Origin of the sequence: Marinobacter albus, assembly GCF_030238305.1 — a bacterium.
In the GTDB taxonomy this organism is placed as follows: domain Bacteria; phylum Pseudomonadota; class Gammaproteobacteria; order Pseudomonadales; family Oleiphilaceae; genus Marinobacter; species Marinobacter albus.
This window is the reverse complement of record NZ_JASSQD010000001.1, coordinates 603,498-620,240: the sequence shown is the minus strand read 5'-3', so window position 1 is coordinate 620,240 and position 16,743 is coordinate 603,498. Positions and strand designations below refer to the sequence as shown.

14 protein-coding genes are annotated in these 16,743 nt (G+C 59.8%); 2 read left to right on the top strand and 12 right to left on the bottom strand.

Going from position 1 to position 16,743, the window contains the following annotated elements:
- Positions 1-9 precede the first annotated feature (9 nt).
- From QQF73_RS02885 to QQF73_RS02840, 10 genes are all read right to left on the bottom strand, one after another.
- Positions 10-2,922: a hypothetical protein gene (locus QQF73_RS02885; protein WP_285367176.1), complete on the bottom strand. Its 2,913-nt coding sequence runs from the start codon at positions 2,920-2,922 to the stop codon at positions 10-12.
- Positions 2,923-2,994: 72 nt separating this feature from the next.
- Complete coding sequence (locus QQF73_RS02880; RefSeq protein WP_219866937.1) at positions 2,995-3,936, bottom strand: AgmX/PglI C-terminal domain-containing protein; 942 nt, start codon at positions 3,934-3,936, stop codon at positions 2,995-2,997.
- Positions 3,937-3,948: 12 nt separating this feature from the next.
- Positions 3,949-4,452, bottom strand: coding sequence for an ExbD/TolR family protein (locus QQF73_RS02875; protein ID WP_219866938.1), 504 nt, complete (start codon positions 4,450-4,452; stop codon positions 3,949-3,951).
- Positions 4,449-4,982 (bottom strand): ExbD/TolR family protein, encoded by a 534-nt coding sequence (locus tag QQF73_RS02870; protein ID WP_219866939.1) that lies wholly within the window; start codon positions 4,980-4,982, stop codon positions 4,449-4,451. The genes QQF73_RS02875 and QQF73_RS02870 overlap by 4 nt, the downstream gene beginning before the upstream one ends.
- A gap of 19 nt (positions 4,983-5,001) precedes the next feature.
- On the bottom strand, positions 5,002-5,667 hold the full coding sequence (locus QQF73_RS02865) for a MotA/TolQ/ExbB proton channel family protein (RefSeq protein WP_219475174.1): 666 nt from the start codon (positions 5,665-5,667) through the stop codon (positions 5,002-5,004).
- A gap of 51 nt (positions 5,668-5,718) precedes the next feature.
- A complete protein-coding gene (locus tag QQF73_RS02860) occupies positions 5,719-6,018 on the bottom strand; it encodes a hypothetical protein (RefSeq protein WP_219475177.1) in 300 nt (99 codons plus the stop codon).
- A 9-nt stretch (positions 6,019-6,027) separates the two neighbouring features.
- Positions 6,028-6,879, bottom strand: a complete 852-nt coding sequence (locus tag QQF73_RS02855; RefSeq protein WP_285367173.1) for a tetratricopeptide repeat protein — start codon at positions 6,877-6,879, stop codon at positions 6,028-6,030.
- A complete protein-coding gene (locus QQF73_RS02850) occupies positions 6,860-9,706 on the bottom strand; it encodes a tetratricopeptide repeat protein (protein WP_285367172.1) in 2,847 nt (948 codons plus the stop codon). The genes QQF73_RS02855 and QQF73_RS02850 overlap by 20 nt, the downstream gene beginning before the upstream one ends.
- Positions 9,696-11,465, bottom strand: coding sequence for a tetratricopeptide repeat protein (locus QQF73_RS02845; protein WP_219866942.1), 1,770 nt, complete (start codon positions 11,463-11,465; stop codon positions 9,696-9,698). The genes QQF73_RS02850 and QQF73_RS02845 overlap by 11 nt, the downstream gene beginning before the upstream one ends.
- Before the next feature lie 3 nt (positions 11,466-11,468).
- A complete protein-coding gene (locus tag QQF73_RS02840; protein WP_285367171.1) occupies positions 11,469-12,041 on the bottom strand; it encodes an AraC family transcriptional regulator in 573 nt (190 codons plus the stop codon).
- A gap of 488 nt (positions 12,042-12,529) precedes the next feature.
- On the opposite strand from QQF73_RS02840, the gene QQF73_RS02835 reads away from it, so the two are divergent.
- Together QQF73_RS02835 and QQF73_RS02830 are read left to right on the top strand one after the other, a co-directional pair.
- On the top strand, positions 12,530-13,333 hold the full coding sequence (locus QQF73_RS02835; protein WP_219866944.1) for an SH3 domain-containing protein: 804 nt from the start codon (positions 12,530-12,532) through the stop codon (positions 13,331-13,333).
- Positions 13,303-14,004, top strand: a complete 702-nt coding sequence (locus QQF73_RS02830) for an outer membrane beta-barrel domain-containing protein (protein WP_285367170.1) — start codon at positions 13,303-13,305, stop codon at positions 14,002-14,004. The genes QQF73_RS02835 and QQF73_RS02830 overlap by 31 nt, the downstream gene beginning before the upstream one ends.
- A gap of 30 nt (positions 14,005-14,034) precedes the next feature.
- On the opposite strand, the gene QQF73_RS02825 is transcribed toward QQF73_RS02830, so the two are convergent.
- The gene (locus tag QQF73_RS02825; RefSeq protein ID WP_285367169.1) at positions 14,035-14,907 is read right to left on the bottom strand and encodes a hypothetical protein; all 873 of its coding nucleotides are present in this window, start codon (positions 14,905-14,907) and stop codon (positions 14,035-14,037) included.
- A gap of 47 nt (positions 14,908-14,954) precedes the next feature.
- Entirely contained in the window at positions 14,955-16,628 is a 1,674-nt protein-coding gene (locus QQF73_RS02820; protein WP_219866946.1) for an acetolactate synthase large subunit, read from the bottom strand.
- Positions 16,629-16,743 lie beyond the last annotated feature (115 nt).

Below are 16,743 nucleotides of genomic sequence, written 5' to 3'. Positions count from 1 at the left end.
TTATCCTTCTTATGGTGTCGGGAACTCAAATTTTTCCGGGTCGTTGTACAGGTGGGCACCACTGTCGAGCCACTCGGCAATCAGGCGAAGCTCCGCGTCGGTGAGCATGCCCATGTGGGATTGCCTGATGGCCGCGGTCCCCGTGGTTTCCACCTGGTACAGGTCATCATCGGGGTCGTCATCGAACAGGCTGAAGAAGCGGGCGCTGGCGATCGCGCCGCGCGCACTCATCAACCGCCGTGCAAAGCAGACCCCCGGGTCCGGCAACACGGTCAGGTCACCCTGAACCCCTTCAGGGCAGGCACCATCGACTGTTGGATCCACTTCAACCCACTCGCCGTTCTCCTGCTTCAGATAGTAATCCGGCTCGAACAGCTCGACATAGGATTCAAGCTGGCGGCCATCCCAGGAGGCATTGCCGTTGCCCAGCAACAGGTTGGTGCTGGCACCGCCGCCACCGCCGCCCTCGGCACAGGATTTGTTCTCCGCCGCCCGGTGACAGTTCTGACACGATGTAACGGAATCGGTGTTCGGGTCGACCCGACAGCTGTTCCAGATCGGCTGGATATGTTCCTTATAATTGATGGTGGCCTTGCAGTCGCTGGTCCAGTTGGTCAGGCAGGACACGTCGGTAACCGGCGCAGGCGTGTTCAGGTCGGCGTAGGGAATCTCGAAGGCCAGGGAATCGTCCGGCGGATTGCTCCAGTAGTCCTCGTAGCGAACGGTGTCCGCCCAGGTAGTGGTCAACTGACCCAGCGAGTTCAGCAGGGCCTCGGCCATGGTGTCTTTCCAGTTCGAGGCAATGATCGTGGGATTCGCGTTCGGGAATGGCATGGCATCGCCCGGTGCGCCGGGGTTGGCCGAGGCAAGCTCGATGTCCGTGCGGGCGTGGGGAATGTCCACTTCCGGATCGTGGCAGCCGTAACACTTCAGCAACTGCCCATCCTCCAGCAGCAGCGACTGCGGGTGCTGGGTCAGGTAGTTGTAGTTGTAATCCTCAGCGGCAATCAAATCGACCCGTTTGCCGTATTTGTTCACCACCTCGAACGTAAAGCTGGTTTCGGCCGGTACTTTCACCATCGCGGAACCGTCCGGCTCCACCATCGCGTAGGACAGTACATCGTAGAGCGCCCGGTTACCGGAGCCCACCAGCGGCGTCAGGCCCAGCGGAGGCTGCGGTCCATCAGCGGGGTTGAGAACTGGATCGGTCAGGATGGCCTGCTCAAGCTCCGGCGGGATGTCGCGCTTGCCCAGCACGCGGATAAACCGTTCAGACCGGTCGTCCGGGCGCGTAAGCGAGGGATCGCGACGGGTTTCAATACCGCCGTCGTACAATTCCGCCATGTCGGCCCCGTCCATGTCGTAGACGCTGCGAATGTGGAACAGGGCGGTGTTTTCTTCCAGGTTCAGGGTGTGCTGATCGCCGGTGTAGGGCTGGGCCAGCTCGTTGGCATCGGCGATGACGATATCGGTATAGAGCGCACGCTTGTGGCCCTGAACGACGGGCAGCCGCGTATTCTGCTGCGGGTCCACCATCCAGATGCCGTACTGGGGATCGCTCAGATTGTCGACAGTCGAGGAGCCTTCACAAACCCCCGTGATTTCCGCCTCCGAGGTCAGGCACTGGGCCCAACTGGCCAGCAGTCGGCCGGACCCGTCGCCATAGGGAGCAACGGCGCTGTACCAGCCCGCGGGCGACACCTGGTTGGGGTAGAAGTTCACCAGCCCCGGCGTCATGGATTCTTCCGCCTCACCAATGACGCTCTCGTCCACGGGCTTGCCCACGGCGAAGAAGTTCTGGCTGTTGACCATGACCACATCGCCACCGTAAACCGGGTTGTAGACGTGGCGCATGATGGTCAACAGGTTGCCATCATCGAGCGGGATCGGATCCATGTAGTGGATGAAGGAGGCGTCGGAGAATTCCTCACTGAGGCTGCCGAAGTAGCGGTGTACGTTGCCGCCACTGGGCGTGATGCGGTACATGCTGAGCACGTCCTCGACGAACACGCGCTCGCCTTCCACCTGGCCGGCCAACGAGGCGCCGCACTTGTCTTCAACGGTCCATTCCTTGGGTTCTTCGAGGCCGGACGGGAATTTGCTGCCGTTACCCTGACCGTACCCACCGCCATGGGGCTGCTGGTTGAAGTTGGGGTTATCAATGTTTTCCAGGGTGCAGTCCTGGAGCGTTTCATAAAGGCGGCCAAAGCGAATGAAGACGACCTGGCCGTCGTTCATGGTGCTCGGCTCGATGTCGTGGAACTGGCCGAAGGTAATCTGGGCAAGCTCGGTTCCGTCCGGGTTCACCGAATGCAGGAGCGATGCCGGCTCATTGAAGTCTTCCAGATACTCGCGCAGATCCAGCAGTCGCCAGTCACCGCGACCATGCTGCCGCGACGACGAGAAGATAATCTTGCCTTCGTTGGTGTAGGTCGGGTTGGTGTCCTCACCGGCGTTGGCCAGATCGTCCTCCGCCAGGACACGGCGAATCTTGCCGGTCGCGAAGGTGTATTCGTAGATGTTCCAGGTGTTGTGGGAGCCATTGCCCGCAGGACCATGAGCCGCAAAGACCATGCGTTCGCCGTCCGGCGAGACGTCCAGATCCTTGACGTCGTATCCGGTACTACCGAAGTAGTCATCAAGGATGCTGCGTTCGCTGGAACTCAGGGCTATTCGATCACGCACCATCAGCTTCGCCCCCGGCCTGAACGCATAGGGCGCACGTGGATCCAGGGGCGGTCGAATATTGAGTGACGACGTATCCCCCATATCCGGATAATCCCGGACCACGTAAGCAAAGGGCTGGTCAGAGAGGATGTTCTGATCGTTTTCGCTCAGTTCCCCCTCAAAGCAACCGCTCAGCCCGACTGCGGCCAGACCAGCCAGCATGAGGCCGCGGGCCTTCCTTTGAAATGTATGCATGATCCTACTCCCCTGCCTGAACATCCGAGGACAATCAGACTCCGACCGGGAATGGCCGGAGCCCCTTGACCTTTAACCAGGCATAAAATCGAACTTGTAATTGACCGGTGTGGCTGCGACATCCTCCGGTCCGAAGGAAATCATCTGAATCCGGGCCAGAAGCTTGAGTTCCAGCTTCTGATCCTCCAGCTGACTGTCCACCAGATTGATGCTGGAGATGCTGCCATCCGGCTCGATCACGATATGGAACACAAACTTGCCCTTGAGCCCCGGATCGCTTCGCAGCGCCCGGTTATACAAGGCGTAGATAGCGCCCTTGTGCTGTTCGAAAACCCGGCGGATGGATTCCATGTCACGACCACCGTCAACGCTTGAGCGATGGGAACCGCCGCCGCTGCTGCCACTGCCGCCACCTCCGGTGCCACTGCCAATCGGGCTATCAACCGAAGTGGACGAGTGCGCCGCCAGCTGTGTTCCGCTGCCGGAATCGTTCATCACCGAACTGTTCACGCCGCCACTGGTCTTGGTCGCGGAGGTCGCGCCCAGTACCGAGCGGGCGGCCTTGGCCGCAGCACCGGTTTTCACGTTGGTGTTCCGGGCCTGGAGCTTCGCCACGTCCAGAGAACTGCGCAGTGAAGACAGCTCCTTGGAAAAGGCAGCCACACCCATCTTGGAGACCTTTTCCCGGGCCTTCTTCACTTCCTTGGCCGGCGCCGGTTCCGGAGCGGCTTTCTTCTCGACCGTTTCAGTCTTCTCTTCCTGTTTGACCGGCTCCGGCGGGGGTGGCGGCGGTGCTATTTTGCGCTGTTCGATCAGAACCTTGGCCAGGCTGGGTGGCACCCGCTCCTTTTCCTCCCGCTCGATTTCCGGCAGTGGCAGCCAGGGAAAGACCACGGCCAGCAACAGCAGCAACAGCAACAGTCGTTTCAGAATGCGTTTGAAGCGGCTGTCTTCGTCACCACTGGCGTCCCAGGGCAGAGCGAATTCGTAGGGTGTTGTTGTCATTGCAGTCATCGATTCCCTCCGTTAGGCGCCGCTGTTGCTGGAAACGCGGGAAACGGCCATGGAAAGATCCCGATAATCCGCCTTGGCACAGGTCAACATCACCCGCTTCAGGAGTTCGTAGGGAATTTCCTGGTCACCCAGAATGGTTACCGCCCGTCCCAGGGTTTTCTCGCGCTCGGTCAGCTCCGTGCGCTTGGTGGCCTGGAACCGAAGCTCCTCCATCAGCCCGTCAATCAGGCCATTGGACGTGATCACTTCGTTGATGGTGGCAACGGGGCGGCCGTCCACGAGGATGTCCTCCTCGGTGATGGTCACCACGGTGGTCTCCTTGGGGCGCTCTTCCGCAGTGGAATCCGGAAGGACAACATCGTTGACCTTGAGGATTTCATTGCTGCCGGAGTTGAGCAGCAGGAAGAAGACCAGAATGGTGAAGATGTCCATCAGGGACACCAGGTTCAGCTTGGCCGGCTTCATGAATGCCTTGGCGCTGCCCTGGAGGCCGAAGGAAGTCAGTTTTTCATTCATGACTTCCCTCCTTTCTTCGTCGGTGCATCACCCAGGGAGATGTCCGGGAACAGCTCCACATCCACGGCTTCGGCAACCACAACGGTCTTGGCCGAGCGCAGCGTATCCATGGTCGAGACCAGCGACTGATAGGTCACCCCCGGCTCCGACAGCAACAGGGCATCTTTCTTGGCGATGTTCTTCGCCGCCAGCCGGCGCTTGATCTCCTGCAGGACATCTGACAGGGCGCGGAAATCGTGATGCGCCTCCTTGCCATCGTCCGTGGCCTCGACCCGGTCAATGGTCTTCACCAGGTTGCCGCTGGGGTAGTAGACCTCGATCGCGGACTCCCGCACCACCACCTCAAGCTGCCGGTTTTCCTCGGCACTGGCGGTCTGGGAACCGGTCAGATCGGGCAGGTTGAGCTCGAGAATTGAGATGTGGTTGAACACCATGCTCATCAGCAGCACCGGCACCAGAACGATCATGAGATTCATGAACGCGGTGATATCAATGTCTGCTTCTTCAGGTTCTCTGCGTTTTACAAACATAACGAATTACCTGCTGCGATCAGGCGTCGGATTCACGCGTATTAACAGACCGACGGTTGCTGCGAACGATGGTATTCAGGGCCTTAACACCGGCCATCTCGATGCTCTCGACGATTTCCAGCGTCTTGTTCTGGAGCAGGGAATGGATCAGCAGCAACGGGATCGCCGCGATCAGACCGAATGCGGTGGTGTTCATGGCAACAGAGATGGACTGCGACAGCAGGGTGGCCTTGTCCGCCGGGTCGGCGTTGGCCACTGCGGTAAACGCCGCGATCAGACCGATGATGGTGCCCAGCAGGCCCAGCAGGGTGGAGACGTTGGCCAGAATGGACAGGTAGTTGGTGCGCTTGGACAGGCGTGGAATGCTTTCCATCACACCTTCCTGCATGGCGGCGTGGATGTCGTCACGACGCGGCGAAGCGCGCATGGTGTCCAGCGCCACGGCGACCAGACGACCAATGGCAGAGCCGTTGTCCTGGGCCACTTTCTCGGCCTCGTCGAACTTGTTTTCATTCATCAGAGGCAGCAGCTCACCGTAGGCGTGCTTGTTGGAATGGAAGGCACGCTTCAGGAACAGCCAGCGCTCAACGGCAATAGCCAGGCCGACCATCAGCACCAGCGCAATCGGGAACATGAAGGCGCCGCCTTCCTGGAAGAATGAAACAATGCTTGAGTAAAAGTTCATGATGGGTACTCCACACGTCGCTAATCGAATAGATCGGTTTTGGTTGTTGCTTTACTCGGACGTGCCCGCGGGCGCTTCCAGAGAAAGTTCGTCGTAGAACTGCATGGTTCTTGAGTGAATATCCCGGTCCACCACTTCAAACACCTTGCCGGACACAGAGGTGATTGACCGGTAAAGCTGATCGGGCCCTTCCGGTGGTTTCCAGGGAATGAAGTAACTGACCGAGGGCTGCTCCTTGTCACCGACGAAGGTGCTTTCCAGGTCAATCTTGTCCTGCCCCGAGGCGCCTGGCGCCAGGGTCAGTGACGCGAGGGCGGCGATAACGGCGAGGTGCGCTCTGGTTTTCAGCATGGCGATCTCCTAGCCTTTCTCTTCAGTGTTTTCGGCTTCCGGGCTCTTCTCCGCCGCCATGGGCTCCGCGGAAACGGTCTCCTCCGGCTTCTTCGGCGGCGGATTGTCGATAAAGCTGGTCTCGATGCCGGTGCGGCGCCGGATCTCGATCAGCCAGTCGGCCACCTGCGGGTTGTCGCCGTTCGTCAGGAAGTCGTAGGCCTCGAAATGCGGCTGAGCCAACGCCGGCTGGTTCATGTACAGGTCGTACAGGATCGCCAGGTTCAGGTGGGCCTCGGGAAAGTCCTTCCAGAGTTCCAGCGCTGAAACATAGGTGTCGCGGGCGGCTTCAAAATCGCCACTGCGCCGCTGGAACATGGCCAGGGCGAGGTAGGCGTTTACATTCTCCGGATTGACCGCCAGCGCCTTCCGGTAGGATTTCTCCGCCCGCTCCATGCGCTCACCGATTTCCGCCAGTTCACCCAGCTTGAGCCAGGGCCCGGACAGATCCGGATAGTCCCGGGTAATGGCTTCGAACGCCTTTCGGGCATCCCGGTATTGTTCGTCGGCCATCAGGCCGTTTGCGGTACGGAACCGGGTGACGGCCTCGGGCGGCACCGGGGCCGAGGCACTGGTATAGGGGTTCGGGGCCGGCACGTACGCCACCTTCTTGCCCTGCGCATCGTACGCCTGTTTGGGCAGGTAGCGCTGGCTGGCCGCATCGTCCTTCGGCTTCGCCGGCTTGCTCTCCACCACTTTTTTGGCCGGGGCTTCCGGGGCGTTATCCACACCACCGACAGTGCCCAGTCCGGCGCAACCGGAGAGCAGAACCGCGGTCATGAATGCGCCCGCGCGCCAGGGCTTAACGGATACCATCGCCATACGCCACCTGTACTTCCTGTTTGTCGAATCGAGCCGGGTTCAGCTTCGCCATTGCGTCGAAGCTCTTTGCGATCCAGGGGTTGAACATGCCGCCCCAGGACCGTTCGATGTTGGCCTGGTGTACCTCAATCGCGAGGTCTTCGAACGGAATCGCCTGTTCTTCGAGCACCAGTTCGTATTGCATGGCTTCAAGCTGGCTGAGGCCACTCGGTCGCGGGGCGTCCATCAGCTCGCGGGCGAACTGGCCGTAGAGATCGGCAATATTGAACGTGGCCCGGGTGGTCTGCCCGGCCATCTCGTAGCCAACCGCTTTCTGGTACCGGTCCAGGGCGTTCTTGAGCTTCTCGTTCTTGCGGGGAATGCTCTTGTTCAGAGGATGACGGAGCCGGACCCGGTCAAACTCGATGCGCCAGTAGTCGCCGTATTCGTTGTTGGCCCAGGCCGCCAGCCACGCCGACCGGTCACTCTGCCAGTTGGCCGGAGCCTTGTTGTGGCCGTCGATCACCCGGCGCAACCAGTAAAGATGGCGGTTCAGGTCATCCATCCGCTTGTACAGGTAGGCCACGTGGTAGCGCGCTTCCATGCGGGTGTCGAAGGGTTCTTCGTAATCGAAGGCCCACTTCTTGAAGTACGTGAGCGCCTGCTGGTCCTCGCCCGCCTTTTCATACAGCTCGGCGGACAGGAACAGCGCATCCCGGCGCACGTCGGCCTTGGCGTTGCTGCGGTATATGTCTTCATACTCGCGTGCGGCCTTCAGCCACTGCTCGTCCTGCTCGTAGGCCCAGGCAATCTTCTGGGGCAGGTCCGCGGCCAGCTTGTGGTTGGGGAAGAGCCGGCGCAGCTCGTTCATTTCCGCCAGGGCCGGGTCCCAGTTTTCCAGGGTCATCAGGTGGGTGGCGGCGTCAAACTGAGCGATCACCCGCACGTCGGTTCTTGGCGCCACCACCTTGATGCGCAGGAACTGATCCACGGCACCGGCCAGGTCATCCGCCTCGAGAGCAAGCTCACCCTGCTTGTAGATGGTGACGGCCATGCGCTCGGTGACTTCGGCGAACTGCGGGTCGCTGCCATCGATGTAGCGCAGCTGGCTGCGATAACCGGCTTCGGCTTCCGGGAACCGGCCCAGCTCATACTGGCTGTGGGCGATGACACCCCAGGCCGTGCGGTTCAACTCCCGGTCGACATCCCCTTCGCGGCTGACAATGCTGGTGGCCACTTCCAGGGCGCGTTCATAGCGACCCAGGGCGAACAGTTCCTCGGAGGTCTTGGCGAGTACCGAACCGGAACGCTCGTCATCCCGGTAGGCCTGGACAAACCGCAGCTGGCTGTCGACGCCCTTGCTGCGCCAGGCGGTGACCTTCTCCGACCCCTTGCCACCGGCATCGATCAGGCGTTCCAGTTCTTTCTGGTAGGCAATGATCGCGGCATAGCCGGCGTCCGGACCATACTTCGGATGTTTGAATTCGTAGGCGCTGCGCTCGTAATGGGTGATGGCAGTCGGGTAATCGCCACCGTCGAAGGCTGCTTCGGCGCGCATGTACACCATTTCCGGGATACGGGGATCGTTCGGGAAGGTCTGCTCGTATTCGCCGTAGAACTCGGCCGCCTTCAGGAAACTGGTGCGCTGTTCCGAGACACTGGCTACCTTGGCGGCAGCGGCCACGGAGCCCTCCGCCAGCTCACGCTTCAGGCGCTGACCGGTGGCGTGGTAATGCCGCGCCAGCTCGTCGATGTAAGTCTTGAGGTTGGAAATAACCTTGGCCTTGATGTCCGCGGACTTGGTTTTCCAGAATTCAGACCGGATACCGTAGTTGCGAACGTAGCTTTCTTTTTCCGGCAGCACCTGCTGGGAAAATTCGCCATCCACATAGGCGCGGATCATGTCAGCGTGCATTTCCGGCGCGCGGTCGGAGTCCGGGTTCTGCATGACGAAGGCCCGGAAGGATGAGGCCGAATCCTCGTACCGTTCCTTCTCAAGGTAATGCTTGCCGAGGCTGGAATAGAGAATCCAGGTGTACTTGGCGCTCTCCGGCCGATTGGCGAACATGCTGTCGATTTTCGAGGCGCCGCCGGCGTAGGCCAGGCCGACACTCATGATACGCAAGGTGTCATCGACCAGGGAGCGGTTGACGTTATCCAGCTTCTCGACCTTGCCGTCTTCCGGTACCAGCCGGTCCAGAACCTGGGAGAAGGCCATCAGGCTGTTGTCATAATCCGACAGCTTGTACTGGGACCAGCCCAACAGGTAATAGGAGTTGTTCAGGAAGGCCGAATCCCCGCCCAGGGCGATTACCGCCTTGTACGCCTGTTCCGCCTGCTCGTACTCCTCATGCCGGAAATGGATATCGCCCTTGCGGAAATAGACCTCGGCCAGTCGCCCGGAGTGCGGATGGTCCTGGATGAACTGCTTCAGTACGGTTCGCGCGTCCTGGTCCCGACCATCCAGGTCGTAGGCCTTGGCGAGCTGATACATGGCCTCGGCGTTCTCCTCGGAATCCGGGTACTTCTGCAGCAGTTCCTGGTAGGCATCGATGGCGTCGGGGAAATAGCCGTTGTCGCCCGGCAGCACACCACGCAACTGGTTGTAGTCTCCTTCCAGCATGTAAACACTGGCAATACGGCGCTCGATCTGTTCCTTGAGCTTCCGGTCCTCAATGGTTTTCAGCAGTTCCCGGTACTCGCGGCGAACGTCTTCATGCATCACCCGCGGCAGGGGAATATCCGCCAACGGCTGATGGTTTTCCTGAATCCGGCCAATGGTGGGGCCGCCATCGAAGTTGGCGCAGCCGCCAATAAACAGGGTCAGCAGCAGAATCCTAGATCGCATGATCGCCTCCTTCCGCCTGTTCTGCGGGGGCCGCAGCGGACTCCGGCGACTGTCCGTCCTCTTCGATGACTTCCAGATCCTTCAGCGAACGGTCCAGGATCCGGACCTTCGCCAGCTGAGCCTCGACCTGGTACTGCTGCAGGCGCTGTTCGTGAATATCCAGTTCGGTCGCCACCAGGGTGCGCATGACGTCTTCAAGACGAGTGATCAGACCTTCCGTGCGCACCATCTGGTCATCGACCTGCGCCATCATCCGGACCACCGCCTGACTGAACTGACCTCCCCCGGAAATGGTGTGGGCACCGCTGAGCGCCTCGAGCATGTTCTCGCTCCGGGTAATATCAAAGGCGAGGTCCTCGAGCTGCCACTTCAGACGTTCCTGCGCATCCGGCGCGAGGCTGTCCATCCGGCCGGCCAACGCCTGATAGCGTTGGCGACTCTCGCTCACCTGGCGAGCAAGCCGGGACAGGCCCTGGCGATGGCTTTCACCGTCAATGCTGCCGGCGCGGGCGGCCAGAATGACGTCGAAATCGTCCCGTCGCGCCTGCCAGTTTTCGAGGTTGTTGCGAATCGCATAGAGGTCTCTCAGATCCTTGAGCACGGACTGGAAGCTGTGATCCGACATCAACTCGACCAGGAACGGCGAGAGATGGTTGACGGAGACCGACGGCGCAGCACCGAACCAGTCGCTTTCCCCCAGGACCTGATCAAGGTTCTGGACAAACAGCTCCATCACATCCGCGTGCTCCAGTGACTGCCTGGCCTTCTGGAGCCAGTCCAGGGCGTCCCGGAACTTGTGATCAGCGTCGATAAAGCCTTGGGCCGCCCGACCGTTCAGCCCCATCTGCTCATAGACATGGGGCTGAAGAAGAATCGCTTCCTGGACTTCCGGCAGCGCAATGGAGCGAGTGGTCAGCACATCCAGCGGGCCGAGGGCATCGCGGAAAGCGCCTTCGTTAATGGCCATCCAGCTGGCGCCCAGAAGGCCGCGATTGGAATAGGCGCCGGTACTGCTGATCCGGGACAGCTGCAGTGCCGCATTGGCCTGATCGTCCCGGCCGGCGTAGAGGAAGGAAAGCGCCATACGGGCGCGGTCGGCCAGACGGCGAAGCTCCTCACTGCCGTCGTCCAGATCAATGACCTTTTCCAGCGCCGCGATCGCGCGGCCGGAATTCTCCTGGGCGCCATAGGCGATGGCCAGGTTGAAGTAGAAATACGGAGCAAACGGGCTGTCATCGTCAATACTGTCGGCAACGGCCTCACCGGCGGAGAAGTAGCCCAGCTTAACGTTCACCAGAGCGGCCAGGTAACGGTACTCGGCATCCACCGCTTCCGGCAGTGGGCCCTGGATATTGCTCAGATTGCGGGCGGCAACGCTGGTGTCGCCCCGCAGGTACTGCATCTTGCCCAGGTAGAACCAGGCCCGGTTACGCACTTCCTCGGTCAGGTTGGCCTGGGCAACGCGGGTAAAGATATCCTCGGCCTGGGTATCCAGGCCGTAGGACAGGCTGATACCGCCCTTCAACAGCTCCGGGTAGGTGCCGTGGTTCTGCACACCCCCCTTATCCTCGGCCCAGGCATACTCCACCAGCGCTTCAAAATAATTCTGCTGGTAAAACTCGAACAGGATCGCACCGTATTTAAGATCGTGAACCTCGGACATCGGCCGAGCGGCGCCGGCTGGCAGACACAGAGTCCCCAGGGCCAGCCCGGCCAGGGCGCCTCTGAGCGTTCGATGGGCAGCGCGCGCGAGCATCATGGCTTACCACTCCCGAACGGTAAATTCAGGCTGTTGCCGCGCTTCGGAGTCGGCAATGCTCAGCTCGACATACTTGGGTCCCTGCGCCTTGGTGAAGCGAAGGCTGCTGCCACGCTTGTATTCCCGGCCATTGGGCCCCTGCCCGATAAAGAAGGCCGACAGGGTATGCTCGCCGGCACTGACGTTACCCAGATGCAGGCGATGCATGCCGCCCTTGGCCAGCGCCACGCGCTCCTCTTCGCTGTACAGGTAGGAGGCAATGGTTTCGTTATCCAGCCGCAACTCAACCCCTTCGAGGTGGAAGAACTCCCCCACGTTCAACGACAGGAACACGTGAAAACGGGTGTTCGCCGGGAACAGCAGGTCTTCCTCCAGCACCCGGAGATCCTTGTTCAGGACCACCACGGACTGTTTGAGGTCCTGGATGTCGCGGGACAATTCATTGACTGCACGCTGCGCCCGCTCGCGACTTTTGCGAACCGACATCGGCGTTTCAATGATCTGGTCGAGCGCAGCCGCGGGTGCACCGACTCCAGCACTGTCCTGATTCTGCGGAGCCGTGTCTTCGCTTGCCACAGCGTGGCTACCCGCAGAAAGCATCAGGGAGAGAAGCCCGACCCGCGCCCAGACTGATTTCGTTGTTGCCGGTCCGTTACCAGACCACGGTTTTTGAGACGTCACCATCCTGCTCCTGTGCCAGATCGCCGGCTTGGCGCTGACAATTCACCGTGAACAATCAGGGGACTGACTTTTGAGTTGACCGACTCTGTCCGGGAAGCTCTTTTTTGGTGGCTCTTGGTTGACCGGACGGTCAGTTTTCTTGGGACATGCTTCATTCGTTAAATTCCGTTAAATAAGCTAGCACAGGTTTTCCAAATAAAACTTAATCATTTGCCTTTCGATTAAGTTTCTGTGATTCCCTTCGCGAAACGACGCATGGACTATTGCTGAACGCCCGAACGCTCGTCAGAGTTCCATCACATATCCATTTTTTTTCAATAAAAACAGTTCTTTACATTAGTTCACATTATTTAACAAACTTGTTGGGCATCGGCATCGAACTTATGAACGCGATCACAGACACCATCACAAGCTTGCCGTCTCCGTTCCCCGGTAATCTCTGCCGGAACGTTTTCCTGTCACTGCTTTTGTTGACCGTGCCGATGGCAGATGCCGACGCACAGACGGCCTTTGACGATGAAAGCGCCGTGCTTGAGGTGGTGGATCCGTTTATTGAACTGCACACGGCACCGGGCCGGGGTTATCCGGTGTTCCATGTGATCGAGAAAGGGGAACAGGTTGAATTGCTGAAGCGCAAGACCAACTGGTACAAGGTACGCTCTGCCTCTGGCGAGGAAGGGTGGACCAAGGCCGCCCAGCTCGGGCGCACCCTGCTGCCGACCGGGCTTCCGGCCGACCTGCCCGAGGTGGGGCATGGCGAATACCTGGCCTCCAGCTGGCGCGTGGGCTTCACCACCGGCCTGTTTGAACAGTCCACCAGCTTCAGCCTGGCGGTCGGTTACCGGCCCCTCACCTGGCTGGGCGCGGAACTGGAGGCGGGCAAGATCTACAACCGCTCGGTCACCAGTGACTATTACAGCGCCAACCTGATCATCGAGCCTTTCCACCGCTGGGACCTGACCCCCTATGCCCTGGCCGGGGTTTCCCGCTTTTCGTTCGACGCCCGCCAGAAGGTTCTGTTGAGCGACCTTGGCGATGCGGACGCGTTCAACGTCGGCGGCGGCCTGAGTTATTACATCGGTCGCAATTTTCTTGTTCGTGCCGAGTACCGCGTGTATTCGGTTTCCTCCAATTCAGACAGCACAGGTTTAAGTGAATGGAAAATCGGTCTGAACACCTTCTTCTGAGGTCAGGAATCTCTGACTACGGGACCGGCAAGGCACTGCTACTGGCGTGCTCGCTGGCCATTCCACAATGGGCGACTGCACAGGAAACGGGGGACAGTGAAAAACCGGCGCCGGTGCAGGTGATCTCACCTGAGGTCAAACCCCGCAGTATCGAGGAGGCGGATATCGATGCGGAGTTTTTCGAGATTGGCGCCTTTGCCGGCATGATGACGATCGACAACTTCAGCAGCGAACCGTTGCTGGGTGTCAGTGCGGCATTCCATGCCACCGAGGACTTCTTCCTGCAGTTTAATTACGGGTTTACCGAGGCGGGTCTGACGTCGTTCGAGGAACTCAGTGGCGATAACGTAAGGCTACTGAGCGATTCCGATCGGGACTACAGCTACTACGACTTCCTTGTCGGCTATAACATTTTTCCGGGCGAAGTGTTTTTCAGTGACTCGCTGACCTTCAACTCCGCCTTCTACGTGGTCGGCGGTGTCGGCAATACCGAGTTTGGCGGTGAGAGCAATTTCACCACCACTCTGGGCACCGGGTTCCGGGTGGTCTTGCTGGACTGGCTGACCGTTCACGTGGATTTCCGGGATCACATGTTCACCAGCGATCTCATTCGCGAGTCACAGCTGACCCACAACATCGAGCTGTCTTCCGGCTTTACGCTGTTCTTCTGATGGCGTGGCCCAGGAATGACTGCCGGGCCGTTAACCCTGCCCGGCAGTCATCTCTTCCATCAGGTCGGAGAGATCCTCTTCGATCTCCTCGATCCATTCCTGCCAGTCATCCTGATAGTCCTCGAAACGCGCCTGATCTACTTCTGCCAGCCGGAACCGGGTCTGGGTAACCGCCCGACTGCTCTCTGCGAAAGCCCGAAGGTCCGGTTCATCCAGACGCTCACCCTGCGTACTCAGGTCCTGCCGGGAAGCCTCCAGCAGCTCACGGTCCCGGGGGCTGGCATCAGGCCTGTCCTTCAATGCCTCTTCGATGGACTCCGTCAGTTCCTCAATGTGCTTCTGGAGTTTTTCACCGTACTCCTCAAGCGCTTCCCGTGAGCGTTTTTCCGCTTCCGCCGACAGCGCTTCCAGCTCCCTGGCCATCTCGTCCAGACGGTCACCCATGCTGTCCGACGACCTGTTAATGCTATCGCTCAGGCGGTCCCTCAGGTCATTAAGCGTTCCAATAACGCCGTCGAACATTGAGCGTTCGGTGACCACCCGGTGCGTGCGCTCATAGTCGACTCGCCATTCGTCGTCCCTGCGCTCGAGAAACGTCAGGACTTTGCGACCCGCTTCCTCGCCATCACCGGCGCTGAGAAAGCGTGTTTCCACGGTTGCGCTGGAACCATCGATGACCACCCTGCCCCAGCCAATGGAAACCCCCTGCCAATCCATTCCAAACCCGTCGAATTGCGCGGCATCGGCCAGCGTCGAGAATTCGGCAACGTCATCGGCGTCGTTCTCGACGACCGACTGCCAGAAAGCCTCGGCGACTTCCTGGGGCGTTTCAGGATTACTACAGCCCGCCAGGAGCGCGAGCATTAATGCGGCGGCGAGGCCTCGCAACTGCGAACGGATCATGCCAGGGGTTCCTCTATTTCAAAATCGGGGTAGGCATCATACACCGCCTAGAGCCGGCAGGTCAGGTCCGCCAGCTCTTCATCGAACACCCGGCGGTTTTCGCTGTAATCCACCGGGATGTCCACCAGATGAACCCCGCCTTCGGCCAGCGCCCGCTCCAGGGTTGGACGCAGGTCTTCGGTACGCGCTATCCGGTGGCCGGTCGCGCCATAGGACTCAGCGTACTTCACGAAATCCGGATTCCGGTAGTCCAGCCCGAAGTCTTCGAAGCCCTCCTGCCTCTGTTTCCACTTGATCATGCCATAGGCGCTGTCGTCGATGACCAGCACCACCAAGTTGAGGTTCAGGCGCACGGCAGTTTCCATTTCCTGACTGTTCATCATGAACCCGCCATCACCGCACACCGCCATCACTTTCAGATGCGGGTACAGCATCGCTGACATCATGGCGCTGGGCAGGCCTGCCCCCATGGAAGCAAGGGCATTGTCCAGCAGCACGGTGTTGTTGTCGTAGGCCGGGTAATTGCGGGCAAACCAGAGTTTGTACATGCCGTTGTCCAGGGCAATGATGCCGTCCTCCGGCATCACCCGGCGTACATCGCTGACGATGCGCTGGGGAATCACCGGGAAACGGTCGTCGTCCGACCGGTCCTTCAGATGCCGGTCCACTGCTGCCTTGACGTCCATGAACCAGGAGAAATCGTGGCTGGCGCAATGGCCGCAGTGCTCCGCCATGTACTCCACGCTGTTGGCTATGTCCCCCACCACCTCGTGTTGAGGGAAGTAAACCGGATCGACGTCGGCACCACTGAAATTCACATGGATGACCTGCTTGCCGCCGGCCTTCATGAAAAACGGAGGTTTCTCGACCACGTCGTGACCCACATTGATAACCAGGTCGGCGTGGTCGATGGCGCAGTGGACAAAATCTCCTGCCGACAGGGCTGCATTGCCCAGATACCTTGGGTGACGTTCGTCAACCACGCCCTTGCCCATCTGGGTGGTGAAAAAAGGAATACCGGTGACGTTGACCAGATGGATCAGGGCCTGGGACACGCGTTTTCGGTTCGCACCCGCACCGATCATGATCAGCGGATGCCGGGCCTTGCGTAGCATGTCGCACGCCATCTCCAGGCTTTTCTCACTGGCGGACGGGCGCCGCGCATCACTGGGTTCAAAGATATGAGTATCCGGTTCCGGGTGCTCAGACGCTATGTCTTCCGGCAGCTCCAGGTGCACGGCACCGGGACGTTCCTCGGACGCCAGACGGAAGGCTTCACGCACCTTCGCGGGAATCGTGTTGGCGTTACTGATCTGACGCGTGTATTTGGTGAGGGGACGCATCAGGTCGACCACATCCAGAATCTGGAACAGCCCCTGCTTTGAGGATTTAATCGGCTTCTGCCCGGAAATCATCATCATTGGCATACCGCCAAGCTGGGCGTAGGCGGCTGCGGTCACCAGATTGGTCGCGCCCGGCCCCAATGTTGACAGGCATACCCCCACCCGCCCGGTCAAGCGGCCATAGGTCGCGGCCATAAAACCGGCGGCCTGTTCGTGTCGATTCAGCACCAGCTGGATGCTGGACGTGCGCAGGGCCTCCAACAGATCCAGATTCTCTTCGCCCGGCACGGCGAAGATGTACCTCACCCCTTCATTCTCGAGGGCTTTGACGAACAGCTCGGCCCCGGTCTGGGCCCTGGCGGGTAGTTCACTTGCCATGATTGTCCCCTGTGCAGCTGGATGTGTGTCCGAGCATAGCATTCTTCAGCCATGACTCCTCTCCCTGACGAGCTTTACGTTGAGTCAGGGCATCGGATGTCAAAGAAGGGGAAAA

Excerpts from the sequence above, each read along its gene's own strand:
- QQF73_RS02875 (WP_219866938.1), bottom strand. The coding sequence starts at position 4,452 with ATGAATGAAAAACTGACTTCCTTCGGCCTCCAGGGCAGCGCCAAGGCA.
- QQF73_RS02820 (WP_219866946.1), bottom strand. The coding sequence starts at position 16,628 with ATGGCAAGTGAACTACCCGCCAGGGCCCAGACCGGGGCCGAGCTGTTC.
- QQF73_RS02885 (WP_285367176.1), bottom strand. The coding sequence starts at position 2,922 with ATGCATACATTTCAAAGGAAGGCCCGCGGCCTCATGCTGGCTGGTCTG.
- QQF73_RS02850 (WP_285367172.1), bottom strand. The coding sequence starts at position 9,706 with ATGCGATCTAGGATTCTGCTGCTGACCCTGTTTATTGGCGGCTGCGCC.
- QQF73_RS02855 (WP_285367173.1), bottom strand. The coding sequence starts at position 6,879 with ATGGCGATGGTATCCGTTAAGCCCTGGCGCGCGGGCGCATTCATGACC.
- QQF73_RS02865 (WP_219475174.1), bottom strand. The coding sequence starts at position 5,667 with ATGAACTTTTACTCAAGCATTGTTTCATTCTTCCAGGAAGGCGGCGCC.
- QQF73_RS02830 (WP_285367170.1), top strand. The coding sequence starts at position 13,303 with ATGGAAAATCGGTCTGAACACCTTCTTCTGAGGTCAGGAATCTCTGAC.
- QQF73_RS02825 (WP_285367169.1), bottom strand. The coding sequence starts at position 14,907 with ATGATCCGTTCGCAGTTGCGAGGCCTCGCCGCCGCATTAATGCTCGCG.
- QQF73_RS02845 (WP_219866942.1), bottom strand. The coding sequence starts at position 11,465 with ATGATGCTCGCGCGCGCTGCCCATCGAACGCTCAGAGGCGCCCTGGCC.
- QQF73_RS02870 (WP_219866939.1), bottom strand. The coding sequence starts at position 4,982 with ATGTTTGTAAAACGCAGAGAACCTGAAGAAGCAGACATTGATATCACC.
- QQF73_RS02835 (WP_219866944.1), top strand. The coding sequence starts at position 12,530 with ATGAACGCGATCACAGACACCATCACAAGCTTGCCGTCTCCGTTCCCC.
- QQF73_RS02880 (WP_219866937.1), bottom strand. The coding sequence starts at position 3,936 with ATGACTGCAATGACAACAACACCCTACGAATTCGCTCTGCCCTGGGAC.
- QQF73_RS02860 (WP_219475177.1), bottom strand. The coding sequence starts at position 6,018 with ATGCTGAAAACCAGAGCGCACCTCGCCGTTATCGCCGCCCTCGCGTCA.